Origin of the sequence: Haloarcula rubra (assembly GCF_019599465.1) — an archaeon.
Taxonomy (GTDB): Archaea; Halobacteriota; Halobacteria; order Halobacteriales; family Haloarculaceae; genus Haloarcula; species Haloarcula rubra.
In genome coordinates, this window is sequence record NZ_RKLR01000005.1 from 22,644 (window position 1) to 40,309 (window position 17,666).

Annotated in this window: 15 protein-coding genes; 11 read left to right on the plus strand and 4 right to left on the minus strand. The window is 67.3% G+C overall.

Annotation, left to right across the window (positions count from 1 at the left end):
- Positions 1 to 260 precede the first annotated feature (260 nt).
- The 7 genes from acs (EGH21_RS13455) to EGH21_RS13485 all read left to right on the plus strand — a co-directional run bounded on the left by acs (EGH21_RS13455) (position 261) and on the right by EGH21_RS13485 (position 9,000).
- Positions 261 to 2,204, plus strand: a complete 1,944-nt coding sequence (gene acs / locus EGH21_RS13455) for an acetate--CoA ligase (RefSeq protein WP_220619002.1) — start codon at positions 261 to 263, stop codon at positions 2,202 to 2,204.
- Between the two features lie 143 nt (positions 2,205 to 2,347).
- Complete coding sequence (locus tag EGH21_RS13460) at positions 2,348 to 4,039, plus strand: bacterio-opsin activator domain-containing protein (protein ID WP_220619003.1); 1,692 nt, start codon at positions 2,348 to 2,350, stop codon at positions 4,037 to 4,039.
- 70 nt (positions 4,040 to 4,109) lie between these two features.
- Complete coding sequence (gene acs, locus EGH21_RS13465) at positions 4,110 to 6,104, plus strand: acetate--CoA ligase (RefSeq protein ID WP_220619004.1); 1,995 nt, start codon at positions 4,110 to 4,112, stop codon at positions 6,102 to 6,104.
- Positions 6,105 to 6,158: 54 nt separating this feature from the next.
- Positions 6,159 to 6,617 carry a DUF4212 domain-containing protein gene (locus EGH21_RS13470; RefSeq protein WP_220619005.1) on the plus strand — a complete coding sequence of 153 codons (459 nt, stop codon included), beginning with the start codon at positions 6,159 to 6,161 and terminating at the stop codon, positions 6,615 to 6,617.
- Entirely contained in the window at positions 6,614 to 8,293 is a 1,680-nt protein-coding gene (locus EGH21_RS13475) for a sodium:solute symporter family transporter (RefSeq protein ID WP_220619006.1), read from the plus strand. Before EGH21_RS13470 ends, EGH21_RS13475 begins: the two co-directional genes overlap by 4 nt.
- A gap of 2 nt (positions 8,294 to 8,295) precedes the next feature.
- Positions 8,296 to 8,757 carry a universal stress protein gene (locus EGH21_RS13480; protein ID WP_220619007.1) on the plus strand — a complete coding sequence of 154 codons (462 nt, stop codon included), beginning with the start codon at positions 8,296 to 8,298 and terminating at the stop codon, positions 8,755 to 8,757.
- Between the two features lie 3 nt (positions 8,758 to 8,760).
- Positions 8,761 to 9,000, plus strand: coding sequence for a DUF8119 family protein (locus EGH21_RS13485; protein ID WP_236035550.1), 240 nt, complete (start codon positions 8,761 to 8,763; stop codon positions 8,998 to 9,000).
- 37 nt (positions 9,001 to 9,037) lie between these two features.
- Here EGH21_RS13485 and EGH21_RS13490 read toward each other — a convergent pair whose 3' ends face one another.
- From EGH21_RS13490 to EGH21_RS13500, 3 genes are all read right to left on the minus strand, one after another.
- Positions 9,038 to 10,255 carry a hypothetical protein gene (locus EGH21_RS13490; protein WP_220619008.1) on the minus strand — a complete coding sequence of 406 codons (1,218 nt, stop codon included), beginning with the start codon at positions 10,253 to 10,255 and terminating at the stop codon, positions 9,038 to 9,040.
- Between the two features lie 376 nt (positions 10,256 to 10,631).
- Positions 10,632 to 11,495 (minus strand): CheF family chemotaxis protein, encoded by an 864-nt coding sequence (locus EGH21_RS13495; protein WP_220619009.1) that lies wholly within the window; start codon positions 11,493 to 11,495, stop codon positions 10,632 to 10,634.
- Positions 11,496 to 11,550: 55 nt separating this feature from the next.
- On the minus strand, positions 11,551 to 12,363 hold the full coding sequence (locus EGH21_RS13500) for an undecaprenyl-diphosphate phosphatase (protein WP_220619010.1): 813 nt from the start codon (positions 12,361 to 12,363) through the stop codon (positions 11,551 to 11,553).
- A gap of 95 nt (positions 12,364 to 12,458) precedes the next feature.
- Here EGH21_RS13500 and EGH21_RS13505 point away from each other — a divergent pair, with 95 nt between their 5' ends.
- From EGH21_RS13505 to EGH21_RS13515, 3 genes are all read left to right on the plus strand, one after another.
- Positions 12,459 to 13,565: a mechanosensitive ion channel family protein gene (locus tag EGH21_RS13505; protein ID WP_220619011.1), complete on the plus strand. Its 1,107-nt coding sequence runs from the start codon at positions 12,459 to 12,461 to the stop codon at positions 13,563 to 13,565.
- A gap of 244 nt (positions 13,566 to 13,809) precedes the next feature.
- Positions 13,810 to 15,087, plus strand: a complete 1,278-nt coding sequence (locus EGH21_RS13510) for a tRNA pseudouridine(54/55) synthase Pus10 (protein WP_220619012.1) — start codon at positions 13,810 to 13,812, stop codon at positions 15,085 to 15,087.
- A gap of 107 nt (positions 15,088 to 15,194) precedes the next feature.
- Positions 15,195 to 16,394 (plus strand): right-handed parallel beta-helix repeat-containing protein, encoded by a 1,200-nt coding sequence (locus EGH21_RS13515; protein WP_220619013.1) that lies wholly within the window; start codon positions 15,195 to 15,197, stop codon positions 16,392 to 16,394.
- 42 nt (positions 16,395 to 16,436) lie between these two features.
- Here EGH21_RS13515 and EGH21_RS13520 read toward each other — a convergent pair whose 3' ends face one another.
- A complete protein-coding gene (locus tag EGH21_RS13520; RefSeq protein WP_220619014.1) occupies positions 16,437 to 16,784 on the minus strand; it encodes a DUF7344 domain-containing protein in 348 nt (115 codons plus the stop codon).
- A 113-nt stretch (positions 16,785 to 16,897) separates the two neighbouring features.
- On the opposite strand from EGH21_RS13520, the gene rnhB reads away from it, so the two are divergent.
- The gene (gene rnhB, locus EGH21_RS13525; protein WP_220619015.1) at positions 16,898 to 17,533 is read left to right on the plus strand and encodes a ribonuclease HII; all 636 of its coding nucleotides are present in this window, start codon (positions 16,898 to 16,900) and stop codon (positions 17,531 to 17,533) included.
- Positions 17,534 to 17,666: the final 133 nt, after the last annotated feature.

Consider the following 17,666-nt stretch of genomic DNA (forward strand, 5'->3'; position numbering starts at 1 on the left):
CGAGATAGGCGGTGTTTAACACGAAAACGAGACAGTGAATGCTATCTGCGCCCGTTCTCGCATATCACCACGCCGTAGTAATCAGAACGAGTTCATATCTATGGCCCTCTCTACGGTTGATGACGTGGGCACGCGCACGACTCCACACATAGCGGGCAGCACACCAACCAGACAGTACTCGCTGCATGAGTAGCACGACCACGTGTACCGCTTCGTGACTAGCGCCAACGCTTATCACGGCGCCACCAAACCATCGACCAATGACAGAGGGCGACGGCTCCGGCCGCGACACCGCCATAGGCGACCGGCCGACCATCGACCCACCCAGGTGGTTCGTCGAACAGGCGAACATCTCGGACCCGGCCGTCTACGAGACGTTCGAGCAGGAGTGGCCGGACTGCTGGGACCGGGCCGCAGACCTACTCGACTGGGACGAGCCCTACGACGACGTGTTCCGTGGCGGCGACGACCCGCCGTTCGAGTGGTTCCCCGGCGGTCGGCTAAACGCCTCGTACAACTGCATCGACCGACACCTCCCCGAGCGGAAGAACCAGTTGGCGCTCATCTGGGAGGGCCACCTCGACGAGTCACGCACCTACACCTATCGAGAACTGCACCGTGAGGTCAACGCCGTCGCGGCCGCACTGCGCGAGCAGGGCATCGAAGAGGACGACGTCGTCACCATCTACCTCCCGATGGTGCCCGAACTCCCCATCGTGATGCTGGCCTGCGTGCGTCTGGGCGTCGTCCACAACGTCGTGTTCGCGGGCTTCTCGGCAGACGCGCTGGCCGAGCGGATGGAGCGGACCGGCTCGGAGCTGCTCGTGACCTGCGACGGCTACTACCGTCGGGGGAGCGCCGTCGCCCAGAAGAACAAGGCTGACAACGCCCGCATCGCCGTCGAACAGGACGTCTCCGTCGTCGTGCTGGACATCCTGAACCGGGACGTCCATCTCGGCGAGGGCTACTACGACTACGACACGCTGCGGGCAGCCCACGACGGCGAGACGGTCGACCCCGTACCGCGAGACGCCAGCGACACTCTCTTCCGCATTTATACCTCCGGTACCACTGGCGAACCGAAGGCCGTCGACCACACGACCGGAGGGTATCTCGCCCACGTCGCGTGGACCGCCGAGTCCGTGCTGGACATCAAGCCCGAGGACACCTACTGGTGTTCGGCCGACATCGGCTGGATTACGGGCCACTCCTACATCGTCTACGGGCCTCTCGCACTGGGGACGACGGCGGTGCTGTACAACGGCACGCCGGACCACCCCGAGAAGGACCGCGTCTGGGAGATCGTCGAACGGTACGCCGTCGACGTGTTCTACACCGCGCCCACGGCCGTGCGGACGTTCATGAAGTGGGGCGAGGAGTACCCCGACAGCCACGACCTCTCCAGCCTGCGACTGCTGGGCACCGTCGGCGAACCCATCGACGAACGGGCGTGGCGCTGGTATCGCGAGCACATAGGCGGCGGCGAGTGCCCTGTGGTCGACACGTGGTGGCAGACCGAGACGGGCGCCATCCTCGTCTCGACGCTGCCGGGCGTCGACGCGATGAAACCCGGCGCGGCGGGCAAGCCGCTGCCCGGTATCGAGACGGACGTCGTCGACCCCGCGGGCGAGAGCGTCGAGGTAGACGAGGCCGGCGAACTCGTCGTCACGCGCCCGTGGCCGGGGATGCCCAGCGACCTGCGAACCGGCGAGGGCTGGGGCGAAGCGGCGACCTTCGGCGACGAGTGGCGCTACTACCCGGAAGACGGCGCATCGGTCGACGGCGACGGCTACGTCACCGTCCTCGGGCGCGTCGACGACGCCATCAACGTGGCCGGCCGGCGCTTCAGCACGATGGAACTCGAATCGGCCATCACCGGCGTCACCGGCGTCGCGGAGGCCGCCGTCGTCGGCGCGTCCCACGAGACGGCCGGGACGGCACTCTACGCCTACGTCTCGCCCGAGGACGGCTACACCGAGACGGACTTGCGCGGACGCATCGAATCGGCCGTCAGAGACGCCATCGGTGGCGTCGCCACACCCGAAACGGTGGTGTTCACGCCCGACCTCCCGAAGACGCGGTCGGGAAAGGTGATGCGACGCCTGCTGACTGCCGTGGCCAACGGCGAGGAGTTGGGCGACACCAGCGCGCTGCGCAACCCCGAGATACTCGGCGAGTTGCAGTCGGCGACGCCCGAGCGGTGAGTTCCGTTTCGCCGAGATACAATATCCCGAAGCGATACCGCTCTTCATTTCGTATACAGACAGGGATTGATTCGTAAGCACCGGGTTCGGGCGCTGACTATCCCGTATGCTTATTTCGCATGTCTTCGAAGACGCGAAACGATATGGCAGAGCGGACCGACGTCCTCGGTGCGCGCGGGTACGAGCAGTTGCGCCGCGCCGCCGAGACTCACCGAGAAGACCTCGTCTTGCGGTTCGGCGCGGAGGTGGGCCTGCGGCCGGCGGAGATGACCCGCGTCCGACTGGCCGACGTGACCAGCACCGAGGACCACTTCTTCCTGCGCGTGCGCGACGCGGACAGCGTCGACCGGGAGGCGTACCTGCCGGCCGGCGTCGAACACGACATGCGGAAGTTCGCCAGCGCGGCCGACAGAGACGCTGACGAACCGCTCCTCTCGGTGTCGGCCCGCCGCCTCCAGATGCTCGTCTCGGAGGTGGCCGACCGCGCCGCGGAGGCGACACCGCGCCTCGAAGGCGTCTCCTCGCGGGACCTGCGCTGGCGGTTCGCGGCGACGATGCTCTCGGAGGGCGTGCCACCACACGTCGTCTGTGCGCTGGGCGGGTGGGACCGCCTCGCCAGACTGGAACCGTTACTCGACGACCCGAACCGGGAGACGGTAGTTCGAGCCATCGAGGGGGCCGAGGACGTCCCGACGCCGGCGCGTCTCCGACGGACCATCAGTGTCGCCGCCGACGTGGGCGAGTCCCTGGCCGTCGCAGCCACCGGCGAGGAGATAGAGCAGACCGTGTGCGACCGACTGGCTGCGACCGAAGGGTTCCGGTTCGCGTGGGTGAGCGAACGGACCGGCGACGGCCTGACGCCGCAAGCGACCGCCGGTATCGACGAGAGTCGCGTCGCCGACCACGTGCAGACCCAGCGCGACGCCGCGACGGCCGCGATGGACAGCCACGAGGTGCGCGTGGTCGAGGGCGACGAAGGACCGATGGCGCTCGTCCCCATCGTCCGGGATGATGCCGCTGCTGGCGTCCTCGCTATCGGCACGACCGTCCACGTCGTCGACGCCGAACAGGACCTGCTGGCGGCGCTGGGCGCACAAGTCGGAGCGGCGCTGGCGGCCGTCGAGCGCAAGCGCCTCCTGTTGGCGGATACGGTCACGGAGCTGGCCTTCGAGTGTACCGACGACGAGGCGTTCACCGTGGCGCTGACCCGGGCGCTCGACTGCTCGCTCGAACTGTCGGGCGTCGTCCCCGTCGGCGGTCGCTCGCTGCTGTACTATCTGGTCGTCGACGGCGCGCCCGCCGGCCCGGCGCTGTCGTACGCGGCCGAGGACGACGACATCGCCGACGCACGCCTCATCGAGGACTACGGGGACGGTGCTTTGCTGGAAGTCGTCGTGACGGCCGCGCCGACGCTCGAGTTGGTCGAGAACGGCGCCCGCGTCCGGTCGCTCGAAGCCGAGAACGGCACCGCAGCTATCGAGGTGGAACTGCCCGGCGACAGCGACCTCCGGGAGGTGGTCGACGGCGTCGTCGACACCTACCCGGAGACGTCGCTGACGGCCAAACGAGAGGCCGAGCGGCCCGCCGAGACGGATACCGGTTTTCGCGAACGCCTCTCGGACCGCCTCTCGGAGCGACAGTCGACGGTGCTGGCGGCCGCCTACCACAGCGGCTACTTCGAGTGGCCCCGCGGGACCACCGCCGAGGAGCTCGCCGAGTCGCTGGACGTCTCGGCACCGACGTTCCACAACCACCTCAGAAAGGCCCAGCAGAAGGTCCTGACTGCGTTTTTTGCCGACAGACCCACCGAACCGCCGACGGCACTCGACGAGTAAGTGTCAGTCAAGTATTCAGACAGTTAGACCCCCCGTTTATCAGTGCCCCGATGGTTGTGAGTGATAGACCATGTCAGATGAAGATGTCCAACTAGAGGCGCGTCTCGAAGAGCAGGAGGTCTTCGAGCCTCCGGAGTCGTTCGTCGACCAGGCGAACGTCTCGGACCCCGGTATCTACGAGGAGTTCGAGGAGAACTGGCCGGAGTGCTGGGAGCAGGCAGCCGACCTGCTAGACTGGGAGGAGTCCTACGACACGGTACTCGACGACTCGAACCCGCCGTTCTACGAGTGGTTCACCGGCGGGTCGCTGAACGCCTCGGCGAACTGTCTGGACCGCCATCTCGGCGAGCGCGGCGACGAAGCGGCCATCGAGTGGGTCGGCGAACCGACAGACGAAGAGGACATCACCTACACCTACGAGGACCTCCACCGCGAGGTCAACGAGTTCGCGGCCGCGCTGCGCGACCAGGGCGTCGAGGAGGACGACGTCGTCACGATGTACATGCCGATGATTCCGCAGTTGCCCATCGCGATGCTGGCCTGTGCCCGCATCGGCGCGCCCCACTCCGTGGTGTTCGCCGGGTTCTCGGCAGACGCACTGGCGACCCGGATGAACGCCGCGGACTCGGAGTACCTCATCACCTGTGACGGGTACTACCGTCGCGGCGACCCCCTCGACCACCTCTCGAAGGCCAACGAGGGGCTGGCAGGCGTTGACCACGAGGTCCAGACGGTCGCTATCGCCGAGCGCCTCCGTGACGGCGACGGCTTCGACCACGACTACGCGGACAACCAGGTGGCCTTCGAGGCGCTGCAGTCCGACCACGAGGGCGCGACGGTCGACCCCGTCTCCCGGGACGCCGAGGACATGCTGTTCCTCATGTACACCTCCGGCACCACCGGCGAGCCGAAGGGCGTGAAACACACCACCGGTGGCTACCTCTCCTATGCCGCGTGGACCTCCCAGTCCGTACTGGACATCAAGCCCGAGGACACCTACTTCTGCTCGGCCGACATCGGCTGGATCACCGGCCACTCCTACATCATCTACGGCCCGCTGGCGCTGGGCACGACGACGATGATGTACGAGGGCACCCCGGACTACCCGGACAAGGACCGCCTCTGGGAGATCATCGAGGACTACGAGGCGACCCAACTGTACACCGCGCCGACCGCGATTCGGGCGTTCATGAAGTGGGGCGAGGAGTACCCCGACAGCCACGACCTCTCCAGCCTGCGACTGCTGGGCACCGTCGGCGAGCCCATCAACCCGCGCGCCTGGAAGTGGTACTACAAGCACATCGGCGACGAGTCCGCCCCGGTGGTCGACACCTGGTGGCAGACCGAGACCGGCGGCATGATGCTGACGACGCTGCCGGGCGTCGGCGACATGAAACCCGGCTCTGCCGGGCCGCCGCTACCGGGTATCAGCGCCGACATCGTCGACGTGAGCGGCAGTCCCGTCGAGGCCGGACAGGCCGGCTACCTCGTCGTCAACAAGCCGTGGCCCGGGATGCTCCGGACGCTGTACAAGAACGACGAGCGGTTCATCGACGAGTACTGGCGGGAGTACTCCGACGTCGACAGCGACGACCCGGCCGACTGGGTGTACTTCCCCGAAGACGGCGCGAAGATCGACCAGGACGGCTACATCACCGTCCTCGGTCGGGTCGACGACGTGCTGAACGTCTCCGGCCATCGCCTCGGGACGATGGAGATAGAGAGCGCCATCGTCGGCGTCGAGGGCGTCGCCGAGGCCGCCGTCGTCGGCGGTGACCACGAGATCAAGGGCGAGGCCGTCTACGCCTACGTCATCACCGAGGACGGCTACGAGGAGACCGAGGAACTGCGGCAGCAGATCATCGAGGGCGTCGAGGACGCCATCGGCCCCATCGCCCGGCCCGAGCAGGTCATATTCACGCCTGAACTCCCGAAGACTCGGTCCGGGAAGATCATGCGCCGACTCCTCGAAGACATCGCGAACGGCGAGGAACTGGGCGACACCAGCACGCTCCGTAACCCAGACGTCGTCAGCGACATCCAGTCGAAGGTCAGTAGCGACTGAGCGGCACCGCTTTCCAACAAACCACCACCCGACCTACACACCACGGTCACATTCATGGCAGACACAGAGACGCATGACTCGGACGGAGAGTCGCCACTGCAGACAGACGGCGGCACCGCCACGCAGGCCGCACAGGCACACCAGAACACCAACTACCTCGACAAGGAGGTGAACCTGCTGAGCCCCAGCACGGCGTTCATGCGGGACCACCTCAAGATCGTCTGGACGAGTTTCATCGTCTGGGCGCTCATCGTCTTCGGGCCGGTGACGTTGACAGCCGTCGCCCCCGGCGCGATGACGGCGACGATGCCGGTCATCGGCTTCCCGCTGCACTACTTCCTCGTCGCCTTCGGCGCGCCGACCGGCGCGCTCATCCTCGCGGCGGTGTACGCCCGCCAGCGGGACAAACTCGACGAGAAGTACGGTATCGACCACAGTACCGGCGGCCCCGACGAGACTGAAACCGACGAGACTAGCGAGGCGACGGCCACCGACGGAGGTGTCGACCAGTGACGGTTCCGTTGCAGGCCGAGGCCCTCGACATCTCGTTCAAACTCGTGCCGGCCATCATCGTCTTCCTGATGATGGCGTCGTTCCTCGTCATCGGCTACGTGTTCAAGGTGGCCGACACCGAGGGGATGTGGGTCGCCGGCCGCGGCATCGGGAACATCGAGAACGGGATGGCCATCGGGGCCAACTGGATGTCGGCGGCATCGTATCTCGGGCTGGCCGGACTGGTCGCGCTGGCCGGCTTCTACGGCCTCGCGTTCATCGTCGGCTGGACCACCGGCTACTTCGTCCTGCTCATCTTCCTCGCGGCGCAGATGCGCCGCTTCGGGAAGTACACCGCGCCGGACTTCGTCGCCGACCGGTTCAACTCGCCGACGGCGCGCGCGCTGGCGGCCTTTACGACGCTGCTCATCGCGTACGTCTACTCGGTCGGACAGGCCCGCGGCATGGGGCTGGTCGGCCAGTACGTCTTCGGGCTGGACATCGTCCCGATGATCATCGTGATGATGACCATCACCGTCGGCTACCTCGCGCTCTCGGGCATGCTGGGCGCGACGAAGAACATGGCCGTGCAGTACGTCATCCTCATCGTCGCGTTCCTCGCCGGCGTCTACGTCGTCGGCTTCACGCAGGGGTACTCGACGATTCTCCCGCAGATAGAGTACGGGCTGCTCATCAACGACCTGAGCCGGGAGTTCTCGGCACCCTTCCGGAACGCCTCGTACTACATCTGGATCGCGACGGCGTTCTCGCTCATCTTCGGGACCTGTGGTCTCCCGCACGTCCTCGTGCGGTTCTACACGGTCAAGAGCGAACGGACCGCTCGCTGGTCCACGGTCTGGGGGCTCTTCTTCATCCTCCTGCTGTACTGGGCCGCCCCCGCGATGGCCGCCTTCGGCGTCGACCTGTTCGCGCAGGTCAACAACATCTCGCCGGAGGCCGTCTTCACGGGCGAACAGGCGATGACCGGCGCGGAAGGTGACGTCATCGTCGTCCTCGCCGCGCAGTTCGCCAACCTCCCGCGCTGGTTCGTCGGCCTCGTCGCGGCCGGCGCGATGGCCGCCGCAATCGCGACCACCGCTGGCCTGTTCATCACGGCCTCGTCGGCGGTCGCCCACGACATCTACTCGGAGCTCATCAACCCCGACGCGACCCAGCGAGAGCAGATCCTCATCGGCCGTGCGACGATTATCGTCGTCGGCGCGCTCGTCACGGTGACGGCGTTCAACCCGCCGGCGCTCATCGGCGAGCTCGTCGCGTACGCGTTCTCGCTCGCGGGAACCGTGCTGTTCCCGATGTTCTTCCTCGGCCTCTGGTGGGAGAACACCAACCGACAGGGGGCGCTGGCGGGGATGTCCGTCGGCCTCCTGCTGTGGATAACGTCGATCATCAACAGCGTCCTCCCATCGTATATCGGCGCGCTCGCGGACATCGCCGGTGGCTCCGGGCAGGCGCTCGTCCCGATATACGCACAGTACGTGCCGCCCATCGGGGCCGCGCTGGTCGGGACGCCGCTGGTGTTCATCGTCACCATCGCCGTCTCGCTGGCGACGCCGGAACCGCCGATGGAGACCAAGCGGATGGTCCGGCAGTGTCACAGCCCCGAACCGATGGGCCAGCAACAGACCGCCGAGGACATCGTCGCCAGCGACGGCGGCGAGACGCCCGCTGACGACTAACAATGTACGAACACATCCTCATCCCGACGGACGGTAGCGACACGGCGAACGTAGCGGTCGACCACGCCGTCGACCTCGCCGAGAAGTACGGCGCGCAACTGCACGCGCTGTACGTCGTCGACATCGACGCGGTGAACTTCGGCCTCGGCACCGAGCAGGTCGACCGCATCAAGCAGGGCAACTTCGGCGAGATGACCGAACTGGAGGAGAAGGCCGACGCGGCCACCGGGAAAGTCGCCGACGCCGCCGCAGAACACGGCATCGAGGTCCACGAGGAGGTCCGGGTCGGCGCGCCACACGAGGTCATCGCCGGCTACGCCGACGCGAAGGACATCGACCTCGTCGTGATGGGCAGTCACGGCCGGTCGGGCGTCCGCCGGGCCCTGCTCGGGAGCGTCACCGAGCGGGTCCTGCGCTCGACACACACGCCCGTGCTCGTGGTCGACGAACACGAGGAGGAGTGAGCGATGGCCATGGCCTCGGGGAAAGGTCTGCTCGAAACCGTCGGCGAGCACGTCTGTGAGCACCGCTCGGGGATGTTCGTCGACCTCGTGTTCGCCATCGCGTGGGTGACCGTCGTCACCCTCGTCTTCGACCTCCTGCCGGGCGGCCCGCAGTGGCTCTACTACCTCACGCTGCTCGGCGGCGTCGTGGCGTATTTCGGCTTCTTCGCGTCGCTGGAGGCCGTCCGCGAAGGCGACGAGTAGCGGGCGACCGACCGCAGTTTTCGCGACGAGAGCGAGGTCAGTAGCCTCTTTTTAAACGGTTAGGCGCGCCGTCGTCCGGCAACACCGACGGCGTCTCACCCAGTTCGAGTTCGTCGATGGTGTCGAACACGTAGCGGTGGAGTTCGCGGTTCCCGGCGAGGACGTCCTCGAACGGCCTGTCCACCAGGTCGGCGACCCAGTCGTGGAGTCCGTCGTCGAGGTAGACCCTGAGCGCGCCGACCCACTCCAGCCACCGGTTGACGACGTGGAGGCGGTACCCCCGCGAGACGACGGCCGCCGGACCGTCCCAGCCCACATCGGCCAATCCCTCGCGGTAGCCGTCCAGCACCGCGCGTTCCAGTTCGTCGGCCCTGTCGATGGGCCAGTCGAAGAACATCAGCGTCAGGAGGACGAGCGCGCCGGCGTCGTCACCGACTCTCGCGAGTCCGCACTGGTCCCAGTCGATGGCCACGGTCCGGAGCGTTCCGTCGGCTGTCGACGTAGCGAACAGGTTCCGTCCGAACGCATCGAAGTGACAGAAGGTCCGTGGGACGGTCTCGCGGGCGTCGACGAACCGCTCCCGCGCCTGCCACGCCGCGAGCAGCCGTTCGCGGTCCTCGGCGGTCGGGAACTGACGCCGAACGATGGGGTCGTCGGGCACCTGGTCGACGAGCGCGACGACCCCCGCAGTCGTCCCGAAGTCGAAGGTCCGCTCGACGACCCACGGCTCCTCGATTCGGTCCGTCTCCCCGATGTAACCCCCGTTGAACTGGCCGAGATGGCGGGCAGCCCGGCGGTACTGTTCGAGCGGCCAGTCGTCGTCGTACTCGTCGGTCAGGTCCGCCAGCCAGAGCCAGACGGCCTCGCCCGGGAACTCGTCGACGTCGTACAGTTCGGCCGGGACCAGTGGTCCCTCGACGTCCTCGAGCAGGTCCGAGCGGTAGGCTTCGGCCTCCCGTTTCCAGTACGGATGACCGGACGGCGCCTCGCCGGGGCGGTGGGCGAGAACTTTGAGCACGACCGACCAGTCGGAGCGCCCCGAGCGAGTCGCCGCTGTGCCCTCGAACCGAAACAGCGCCGTCCCGAAGTATCCCCCGCCCGCACCGCAGTGGAGTGGCGTCCGATGCCACTCCGCGACCGTCGCCGTCCCGTCGTCGAGCACCGTCCGAACTATCGGCGTCAGCGTCTCGCCGTCGACAGATGCGATGCGTTGCTCGATTGCCGACCCGATTCCGGGGAGGTTCAGTGACGCCATCGGTGCCTCCGAACCCGGTGTCCTGTCTTCACCGGTCGGTGCGTCGACGGTGGCCCGCCGTCACGCCTCTCGCTGCGTCCCCGACTCTCGTCGATGCTGGTGGGTGGCGACATTGGTTCCTCCCCTCGGAGCGCCCGAGCCGACCGGTCGCCTCTCGCGTCGTCGCGTCGGTGCGGGCGGGACGTGTATCTACGTCGCGTGGTTTGTTAACTACACCCATGGTTGAAACGTCGAACGAACAGTAGGACCACGTTACTGCTCGTGGTTCCGCCGTCGGCGGGCGAGGGGTGCCGTCGCGGGCCACTCACTACTGCTCGCGGCTCACAGCGTTCGCCGCTGCGCGTCTCGGAGACCCCTCGCTTCGCTCGGGCTCTCCCTACTCTCCACTCATCGCTTCGCTCGCCATGTTCCGCCCCTGCGCGTTCAGACTGACCTCCGTCCGGGTTCGCACCTTGTCCACCGCGCCGACGTCGAGCAGTTTCTGGTAGATCTCCTCGACGTCGTCGGGCGTCGTCCCGACGAAGTCGGCCATCTCGAACGGGGAGACGCCGGAGTACAGCGCCATCAGCACCTGACTCTCCATCTCGGTGAGTTCGTAGTCGTCCTCGCGGCGCTCGACGACCTGCGAGAACAACCGTTCGAGCGCGTCCGTGTGGTGGGGCATGCCCGAAAAATGCGTCTCGACGCTCCGGTCCGATTCGTCGGTGTGTTCGACTTCGACGACGGCGCGTGTCTCGCCCATCACCGTGCTCTCGCTGGTCTCGATGGTCCCGACGTCTTCGATGTCGAAGACGGTCGAGCCGCCGCCGGGGAACTGGAGCCGGACCTCCTCGTCGTCGAGGCGGAAGCGGGCCTTCGACCACTCGGCGTCGTCCTGGATGACGCCGCCGACGACGGCCGGACTCCGGGCGAGGATGACCGCGCCGTGGAGCGTCGCCCGGCAGTACTCGAAGGCGAAGTCGTCGAGGTTCGTCGCGTCGACCAGCAGGACGTTGCCGCCGACTCGCAGGGCGGTGGCGTCGGTCGGTACGCCGTTCGGAACCGTCGACTCGTCCTCGACCAGCGAAATCTTCGAGTGGGGAATCGGTTGGTTCCCATCGTTCGTCGCCAGCAGGAGGCGTTTGTTGGTGACGACGAGTCGGCAGGAGCGCCACTGCGGGTCGGCGACGGGGTCGCCGTCCCGGACGACGTACTGGTAGTCGCCGGACGTGTCCACAACCTTTCGTTCGTCACCACTCATAGCCGCAGTTACTGGAGCGTTGTCGCCGAATCCTATATAACTTCCAGCACCGCACTCACAGCGCCACCAGCAGGCCGCCGACGACGCCGAGGCCGCCAAAGACCGTACACACCGCCCAGAACGGGACCTGCCGGACCAGCCGGACGAGGGCGTCGACGGTGAGGTAGCCGACGACGGCGCTGACCGCGAGGGCGACGACGGCCTGCGCGGGCGCTATCGACGGGAGGCCCGTGTCCACGAGGACGAGGGCGTTGGCCGCCAGCGCGGCCGGAATCGAGAGCAGGAAGGAGAGGCGGAGCGACGACTCGCCCTCGTGGCCGCGCAACAGGAGGGCGCTCACGGTGGTTCCGGAGCGCGAGACGCCCGGGAGGATAGCGAGTCCCTGCAGGGCGCCGACGAGGAGGGCATCGGCCCAGTCGGGTCGGCTGCGTTCGCCCAGCGACAGCGCGGCCGCGAACCGCTGGACGAGGCCGGTCAGGACGAGCAAGCCGCCGACGAGCGCCAGAAACAGCCCGCCTTCGAGTTCGGAGACGGCTGCGTCGAGTGCGAGATACGCCGGGAGGCCGGTGACACCCGTCGCCAGCGTCGCGAGGACGAGGAAGGAGAGGTCCGCCGTCTCGTCGGCGAAGGGGCGTCGGGAGAGACGGGTCAGCGAGTCGAGAATCTCGCGGACCTCGCCGCGGTAGTACGCGACGGCGGCGACGGCCGTGCCGGCGTGCAGAAACAGCGCCAGCCGAGTGGCGTCGCCGGGGTCCAACCCGGCGAGGACCGTCGACGCGAGGGCGACACCCCCCTCGCTGGAGACGGGAATCCACTCCAGAATCCCCTGCAACAGACCCAGCAGGATGGCGACGAGAATCGGATTCACAGTTACGGAGCGGTCAGCCGTGATTAAAGGCGGTTCGGTCTCGCGTTCGGGCGTAGGGTGACCAGTATATATACGTCGGCCAGCCAACGGGTGGTATGCAACTGGGTGGTGTCACCGACCTGCTGGCCTCGCTTCCGGCGTGGCAGGGGTTCGCCGTGTTGATTCTCGCCGGCCTCGGCCTCGGCTTCCTCGTCCGGGGCGTCGGCGACCGGTATCTCAAGCGCGTGACCACCCGTATCGACGGCGAGGTCGACGACATCGTCCTCCGCGGGGTCCACTCGGCGCTGTACGTCACGCTGAGCGTCGCCGGCGTCTACGTCGGGACGCAGGTGTACGACGTCTCGCCCGACCTCGCCGTGCCGCTGGAGGCCGGGACGCTCTCGGTCGTCATCGTCGTCTGGGCGGTGACGCTGATGCGGGTCGGACGGAAAGCCTCCAGCGTCGCCACCGATAGCCGCTACATCGACCGACAGGTCGTCCCCATTCTCCAGAACGTCTGGAGCGCGGTAATCGCGGGCGCGAGCGTTCTGCTTTTGCTGGTCCTCTGGGACATCGACCCGACGCCGCTGCTGGCGTCGGCCGGCCTCATCGGCATCATCGTCGGCCTCGCGGCGCGTGACACCCTCGCGAACTTCTTCGGGTCGCTGTCGCTGTATCTGGACGGGACCTACAAGGTCGGCGACTACGTCGTCCTCGAGACGGGCGAACGCGGCCGCGTCGAGGACATCTCCGTGCGCTCGACGGTCATCCGCACCCGCGACGACATCCTCGTCACCGTCCCCAACTCGAAGCTCTCGAATGCCGCCATCGTCAACGAGTCCACGCCCAAACAGAAACGGCGCATCCGCGTCCCTGTCGGCGTCGCCTACGGCACCGACGTCGACGCCGTCGAGGAGATACTCATGGCGGTGGCCGAGGCAGAGGGACTGGTCCTCGACCGGCCGAAACCCAGGGTTCGCTTCCGCGAGTTTGGCGGGTCCGCGCTGAACTTCGAACTCCTCTGCTGGGTGTCGAACCCCGCGCTCAACGCGCGCGCCATCCACAATCTGAACAAGGCCGTCTACGAGCGCTTCCAGTCGGCCGGCGTCGAGATTCCGTTCCCACAGCGGGACGTCTCGGTGTCGGTCACCGACGTTCCGGGCGAGCTGTTCGCCCGAGAGCCGACGGAGTACACCGCCGACGGCGGCCGCGACGAGCGCTGAGACGCCGCAGGATGCTGCCGGTAAGACAACCGCCGAGGTGGGACTGAAAGGGGCGGCGCGCTGAACGATGGCAGACGAAGTAAGCACTGGACGGCGCGAGTAACGCGAGCGACGGAAGCGCGCAACGAGGCTCCCGAGTTCAGCGCGCCGGGGCTTTCTGGTCGTGAGTCACGGCACCGTTGGTGGGGGCGACGGCGGCGAAGAGGTCGAAACGCAGTTACGGACCGGCCGCGTCGGACCGACAATGACCGTACTGGAGGATGCACGGGCCGCACTGGCGACTGGCCCACTCTGTGACGCCTGCCTCGGCCGGCTGTTCGCCGACCGGAGTTTCGGGCTGACCAACGCCGAGCGGGGTCACGCGCTGCGGGTGACCCTCGCGCTCGAAGCCGACGACGACTTCGAGGCCAGTGAGGACTGCTGGGTGTGTGAGGGGGAGTCCGACCGCGTCGACTGGTGGGCCGAACAGGCCGCCACCGCCGTCCGCGGCTACGACTTTGCGACGTATCAGGTCGGGACGAAGGTCCCGCCGCTCTTAGAGGAGAACGACGTCCTCCTCCGGGAGGACGTGGGCCTGGACGAGGACGCCGGCGAGGCGCTGAAGACCGAGCTCAACCGCGAGGTCGGCAAGCGCATCGGCGACCTGACCGGCGCCGAAGTCGAGTTCGGCCGGCCGGAGGTCCAGTTCACGCTCGACCTCGCGACGGACGAGGTCGAGGCGCGGGTGAACTCCGCGTTCGTCTACGGCCGGTACCGCAAACTGGAGCGTGACATCCCCCAGACGAAGTGGCCCTGCAACGACTGCAACGGCACCGGCCGCTGGCAGGGCCAGCCCTGTGACGGCTGTGACGGTACCGGCTACCGCTACGATGAGAGCGTCGAGCAACTGACCGCACCGGTCGTCAAGGAGACCATGGACGGCGACGGCGCGACGTTCCACGGCGCCGGCCGCGAGGACGTCGACGCCCTGATGCTCGAGTCCGGCCGCCCGTTCGTCATCGAGGTGGACGAACCCCGCACGCGCGACGTCGACACCGACGCGCTCGAAGCGGACGTCAACGAGTTCGCCGACGGGAAAGTCGAGGTCGAAGGGCTCCGACTGGCGACCCACGAGATGGTCGAGCGCGTGAAGGAACTCGACGCCTCGAAGACCTACCGGATGGACGTCGAGTTCGAGGAACAGGTCACCGACGAGGCCCTGCAGGCGGCGCTTGCCGACCTCGAAGGTACGACCGTCGAACAGGAGACGCCACAGCGCGTGGCCCACCGCCGCGCGGACCTCACACGCACCCGCGACGTCTACGCCGCCAGCGGCGAACTGGTCGACGAGACCCACGCCGACGTCCGCATCCACGGCGAGGGCGGCCTCTACGTGAAGGAGCTCGTCTCCAGCGACGAGGGGCGCACCGAACCGAGTCTCTCCGGCCTGCTTGGGGTCGGTGCCGTGGTGACCGCACTAGACGTCGTCGACGTGGAGGGTGAAGACGAACCGTTCGCGAAGGCCGAGTTCCTCAAAGAATAACGCGGGCGTCGAGTCCCGCCCGAGCGGCTGGTAAGATGGTTCTAACGCGCGCAGAACCGTCTGAACGTAATGTTGCACTTATGCCCCGCTGGTCAGTCGGGGCAACCGTGGGTTATCTGCGAGACACAGACACCGGCATCTCACGCCGGGCGGTACTGAAACGCGGAGCGATAGCGGCCGGCGTGCTGGGACTCGGTGGCCTCGCCGGGCCGGCGGCCGCGAACAGTACCGTCGCCGGCGGTGGCGACGCGCTCCAGAGCGCCATCGACGCGGCCAGCGACGGCGACACGCTCACGGTGACCGATTCGGCGACGTACGACCCAGTCGCCGTCGACGTCGCGGTGACCATCGAGACGGACGCCGACCCGACGATAGCAGGCGGTGGGGCGAACACGGCCGTCAGTGTCGCGGCCGACGGCGTGACCCTGGACGGCCTCACTGTCACGACCCCCGACGGTCGACTCGGTGTGAAAGTCGAACGTGGCGTCGACGACGTCACCGTCGTGGGCACGACCGTCGAGGACGTCGGCCCGACTGGTCGACGGGACGTCGCCGGTATCCTCGTGGGCCAGGGTGACCACGACGGCATCGAGATAGCGAACAACACTATTCGAAACCTCGATCAAGAGACGACAGAGCGGTCGGGGTTCCCGACGGCCAACGGCATCCGCTTCCATGCCGACAACGACGGCCCCGGCACCGTCACAGACGCGGTGGTGAACGGCAACACCATCGAAGGCATCGAGAGCGACCTCGCGGCGCTGGGCATCGTCGTCCAGCACAGCACCGCGACCGTCGACGTCGACGACAACGAGATACGCGGTCTCGTCGCAGCAAGCGACACCGACTCCGATCCATCCGACGGCCAGGGTTTCGGCTTCACGTTCGCACAGGGAATCAGTATCGGAATTTCCGCTAATATCACTGGCCAGACCCTCAGCACGACCGAAGATACGAGTATCACCGGCAACGTCATCGAGGACATCACGAGCGCGGAGGGGATACTCCCCGAGGCCGTGAAAATCGATGGCGACGGGAGTGGACTCACGTTCAGGGAGAACCAGTTCCTCGTCGCTATCGGCCTCAACAACCGGAACGGGACCGACGGCGGGAGGCGAGACCCGTCTGCGGACCCCGAAGTCGACGCGAGGAACAACTGGTGGGGCAGTCCCGACGGCCCAGAGGAAGCCACGTACAATCAGGCCGCGGACGACGACGGCCGGAGCGACGTCGTCGGCAACGTCGATTTCGAGCCCTTCCTCCGGCAACCGCCGGGCAACGGAAACGGTACCGGCGGGCCGAACTAACGACGACACTCGGACACCGACAAAGCAGTTCGCGAGGAGCAGTCAGTCGCCGATGCTGTCGGTCGGAAACGCCCGTAACCGCTCGACGTTCTCCTCGACGGAGTCCAGCGCCGCCGGAATCCGGTCCGTCGCGGCCACGAGGTCGTCCTCCTGACTGTACCGGACCAGTCCACAGTCTTCGAGGACCGGCACGTGCGTGTGGTAGAGCTGAAAGTACGTATCGCGGAGCCGTTCGCCCGAGAGACTCGCGACGTCCGCGTCCTGCTGGCGCTCGAGGACCAGCTCTGCGAGGTCAGGGAGCGTCAGCTGCCGGTGGTGTTCGAGACATGCGAGCGCCAGTCGGCGCTCTTCTGCAGCGAGGGCCCGGTAGACGCGGTCCAAATCGGCCATCGTCGGTCGGAAATACGCTCTCGACTGTCAATCTTACGAATAGTCGTGGCGACCCCACCGTTGGCTGTGGCCCGACCGCAACGACTTTGCTCGCGCCAGCAGACCGACCAGCCATGCGATTCGGCGTCGACGAAGCCGGGAAGGGGCCCGTACTTGGGTCGATGTTCGCCGCCGTGGTCCGGGCCGACCCGGCGGCGCTCCCCGAGGGCGTGGGCGACTCGAAAGGTATCCCGCCGGCCCGGCGCGAGCGACTGGACGAGGCGATACGCGACGCCGCCGACGCCGTCGCCGTCGCCGAGATTCCGGTCGAACGCATCGACGACCCGGAGACGGACATGAACACGCTGACCGTCGCGGCCCACGGCGAAGCGCTGGCCGGCGTCGCGACGGACGGTCTCTCGGGCACTGTCGACGCCGGCGACACCGACGCCGAGCGGTTCGGCAGGCGGGTCGCCGAACGAGTCGAGGCGACGGTGACCGTCGATGCCGAGCACGGCGCCGACGAGACGGATCCGCTGGTGGGCGCGGCCTCTATCGTGGCGAAAGTGGCCCGCGACGCACACGTGGCGTCGCTCTCGGAGACGTACGGTGCCGTCGGCTCCGGCTATCCGAGCGACCCGACGACGCGCGAGTTTCTGGCAGGGTACGTCGACGAGAACGGCGACCTGCCCGACTGCGCGCGAGCGTCGTGGTCGACCTGCGAGGACGTCCTCGCGGCGGCCGAACAGGCGACGCTCGGCGAGTTCTGACAGCCGAAAATTCCCGTGAACGCGGCTTGGACCTGGACGGGAGATGTTTTCAGCAGCCCTTGCGACCCGTCCAGCACTCGTGTCAGCGTTTAGCCGGGCTTCCACCGGCCTTGCCCTTGCGGGCTTTAGCTGG

Excerpts from the sequence above, each read along its gene's own strand:
- rnhB (WP_220619015.1), top strand. The coding sequence starts at position 16,898 with ATGCGATTCGGCGTCGACGAAGCCGGGAAGGGGCCCGTACTTGGGTCG.
- acs (WP_220619004.1), top strand. The coding sequence starts at position 4,110 with ATGTCAGATGAAGATGTCCAACTAGAGGCGCGTCTCGAAGAGCAGGAG.
- acs (WP_220619002.1), top strand. The coding sequence starts at position 261 with ATGACAGAGGGCGACGGCTCCGGCCGCGACACCGCCATAGGCGACCGG.
- EGH21_RS13505 (WP_220619011.1), top strand. The coding sequence starts at position 12,459 with ATGCAACTGGGTGGTGTCACCGACCTGCTGGCCTCGCTTCCGGCGTGG.
- EGH21_RS13520 (WP_220619014.1), bottom strand. The coding sequence starts at position 16,784 with ATGGCCGATTTGGACCGCGTCTACCGGGCCCTCGCTGCAGAAGAGCGC.
- EGH21_RS13485 (WP_236035550.1), top strand. The coding sequence starts at position 8,761 with ATGGCCATGGCCTCGGGGAAAGGTCTGCTCGAAACCGTCGGCGAGCAC.
- EGH21_RS13460 (WP_220619003.1), top strand. The coding sequence starts at position 2,348 with ATGGCAGAGCGGACCGACGTCCTCGGTGCGCGCGGGTACGAGCAGTTG.
- EGH21_RS13510 (WP_220619012.1), top strand. The coding sequence starts at position 13,810 with ATGACCGTACTGGAGGATGCACGGGCCGCACTGGCGACTGGCCCACTC.
- EGH21_RS13480 (WP_220619007.1), top strand. The coding sequence starts at position 8,296 with ATGTACGAACACATCCTCATCCCGACGGACGGTAGCGACACGGCGAAC.
- EGH21_RS13490 (WP_220619008.1), bottom strand. The coding sequence starts at position 10,255 with ATGGCGTCACTGAACCTCCCCGGAATCGGGTCGGCAATCGAGCAACGC.
- EGH21_RS13495 (WP_220619009.1), bottom strand. The coding sequence starts at position 11,495 with ATGAGTGGTGACGAACGAAAGGTTGTGGACACGTCCGGCGACTACCAG.
- EGH21_RS13470 (WP_220619005.1), top strand. The coding sequence starts at position 6,159 with ATGGCAGACACAGAGACGCATGACTCGGACGGAGAGTCGCCACTGCAG.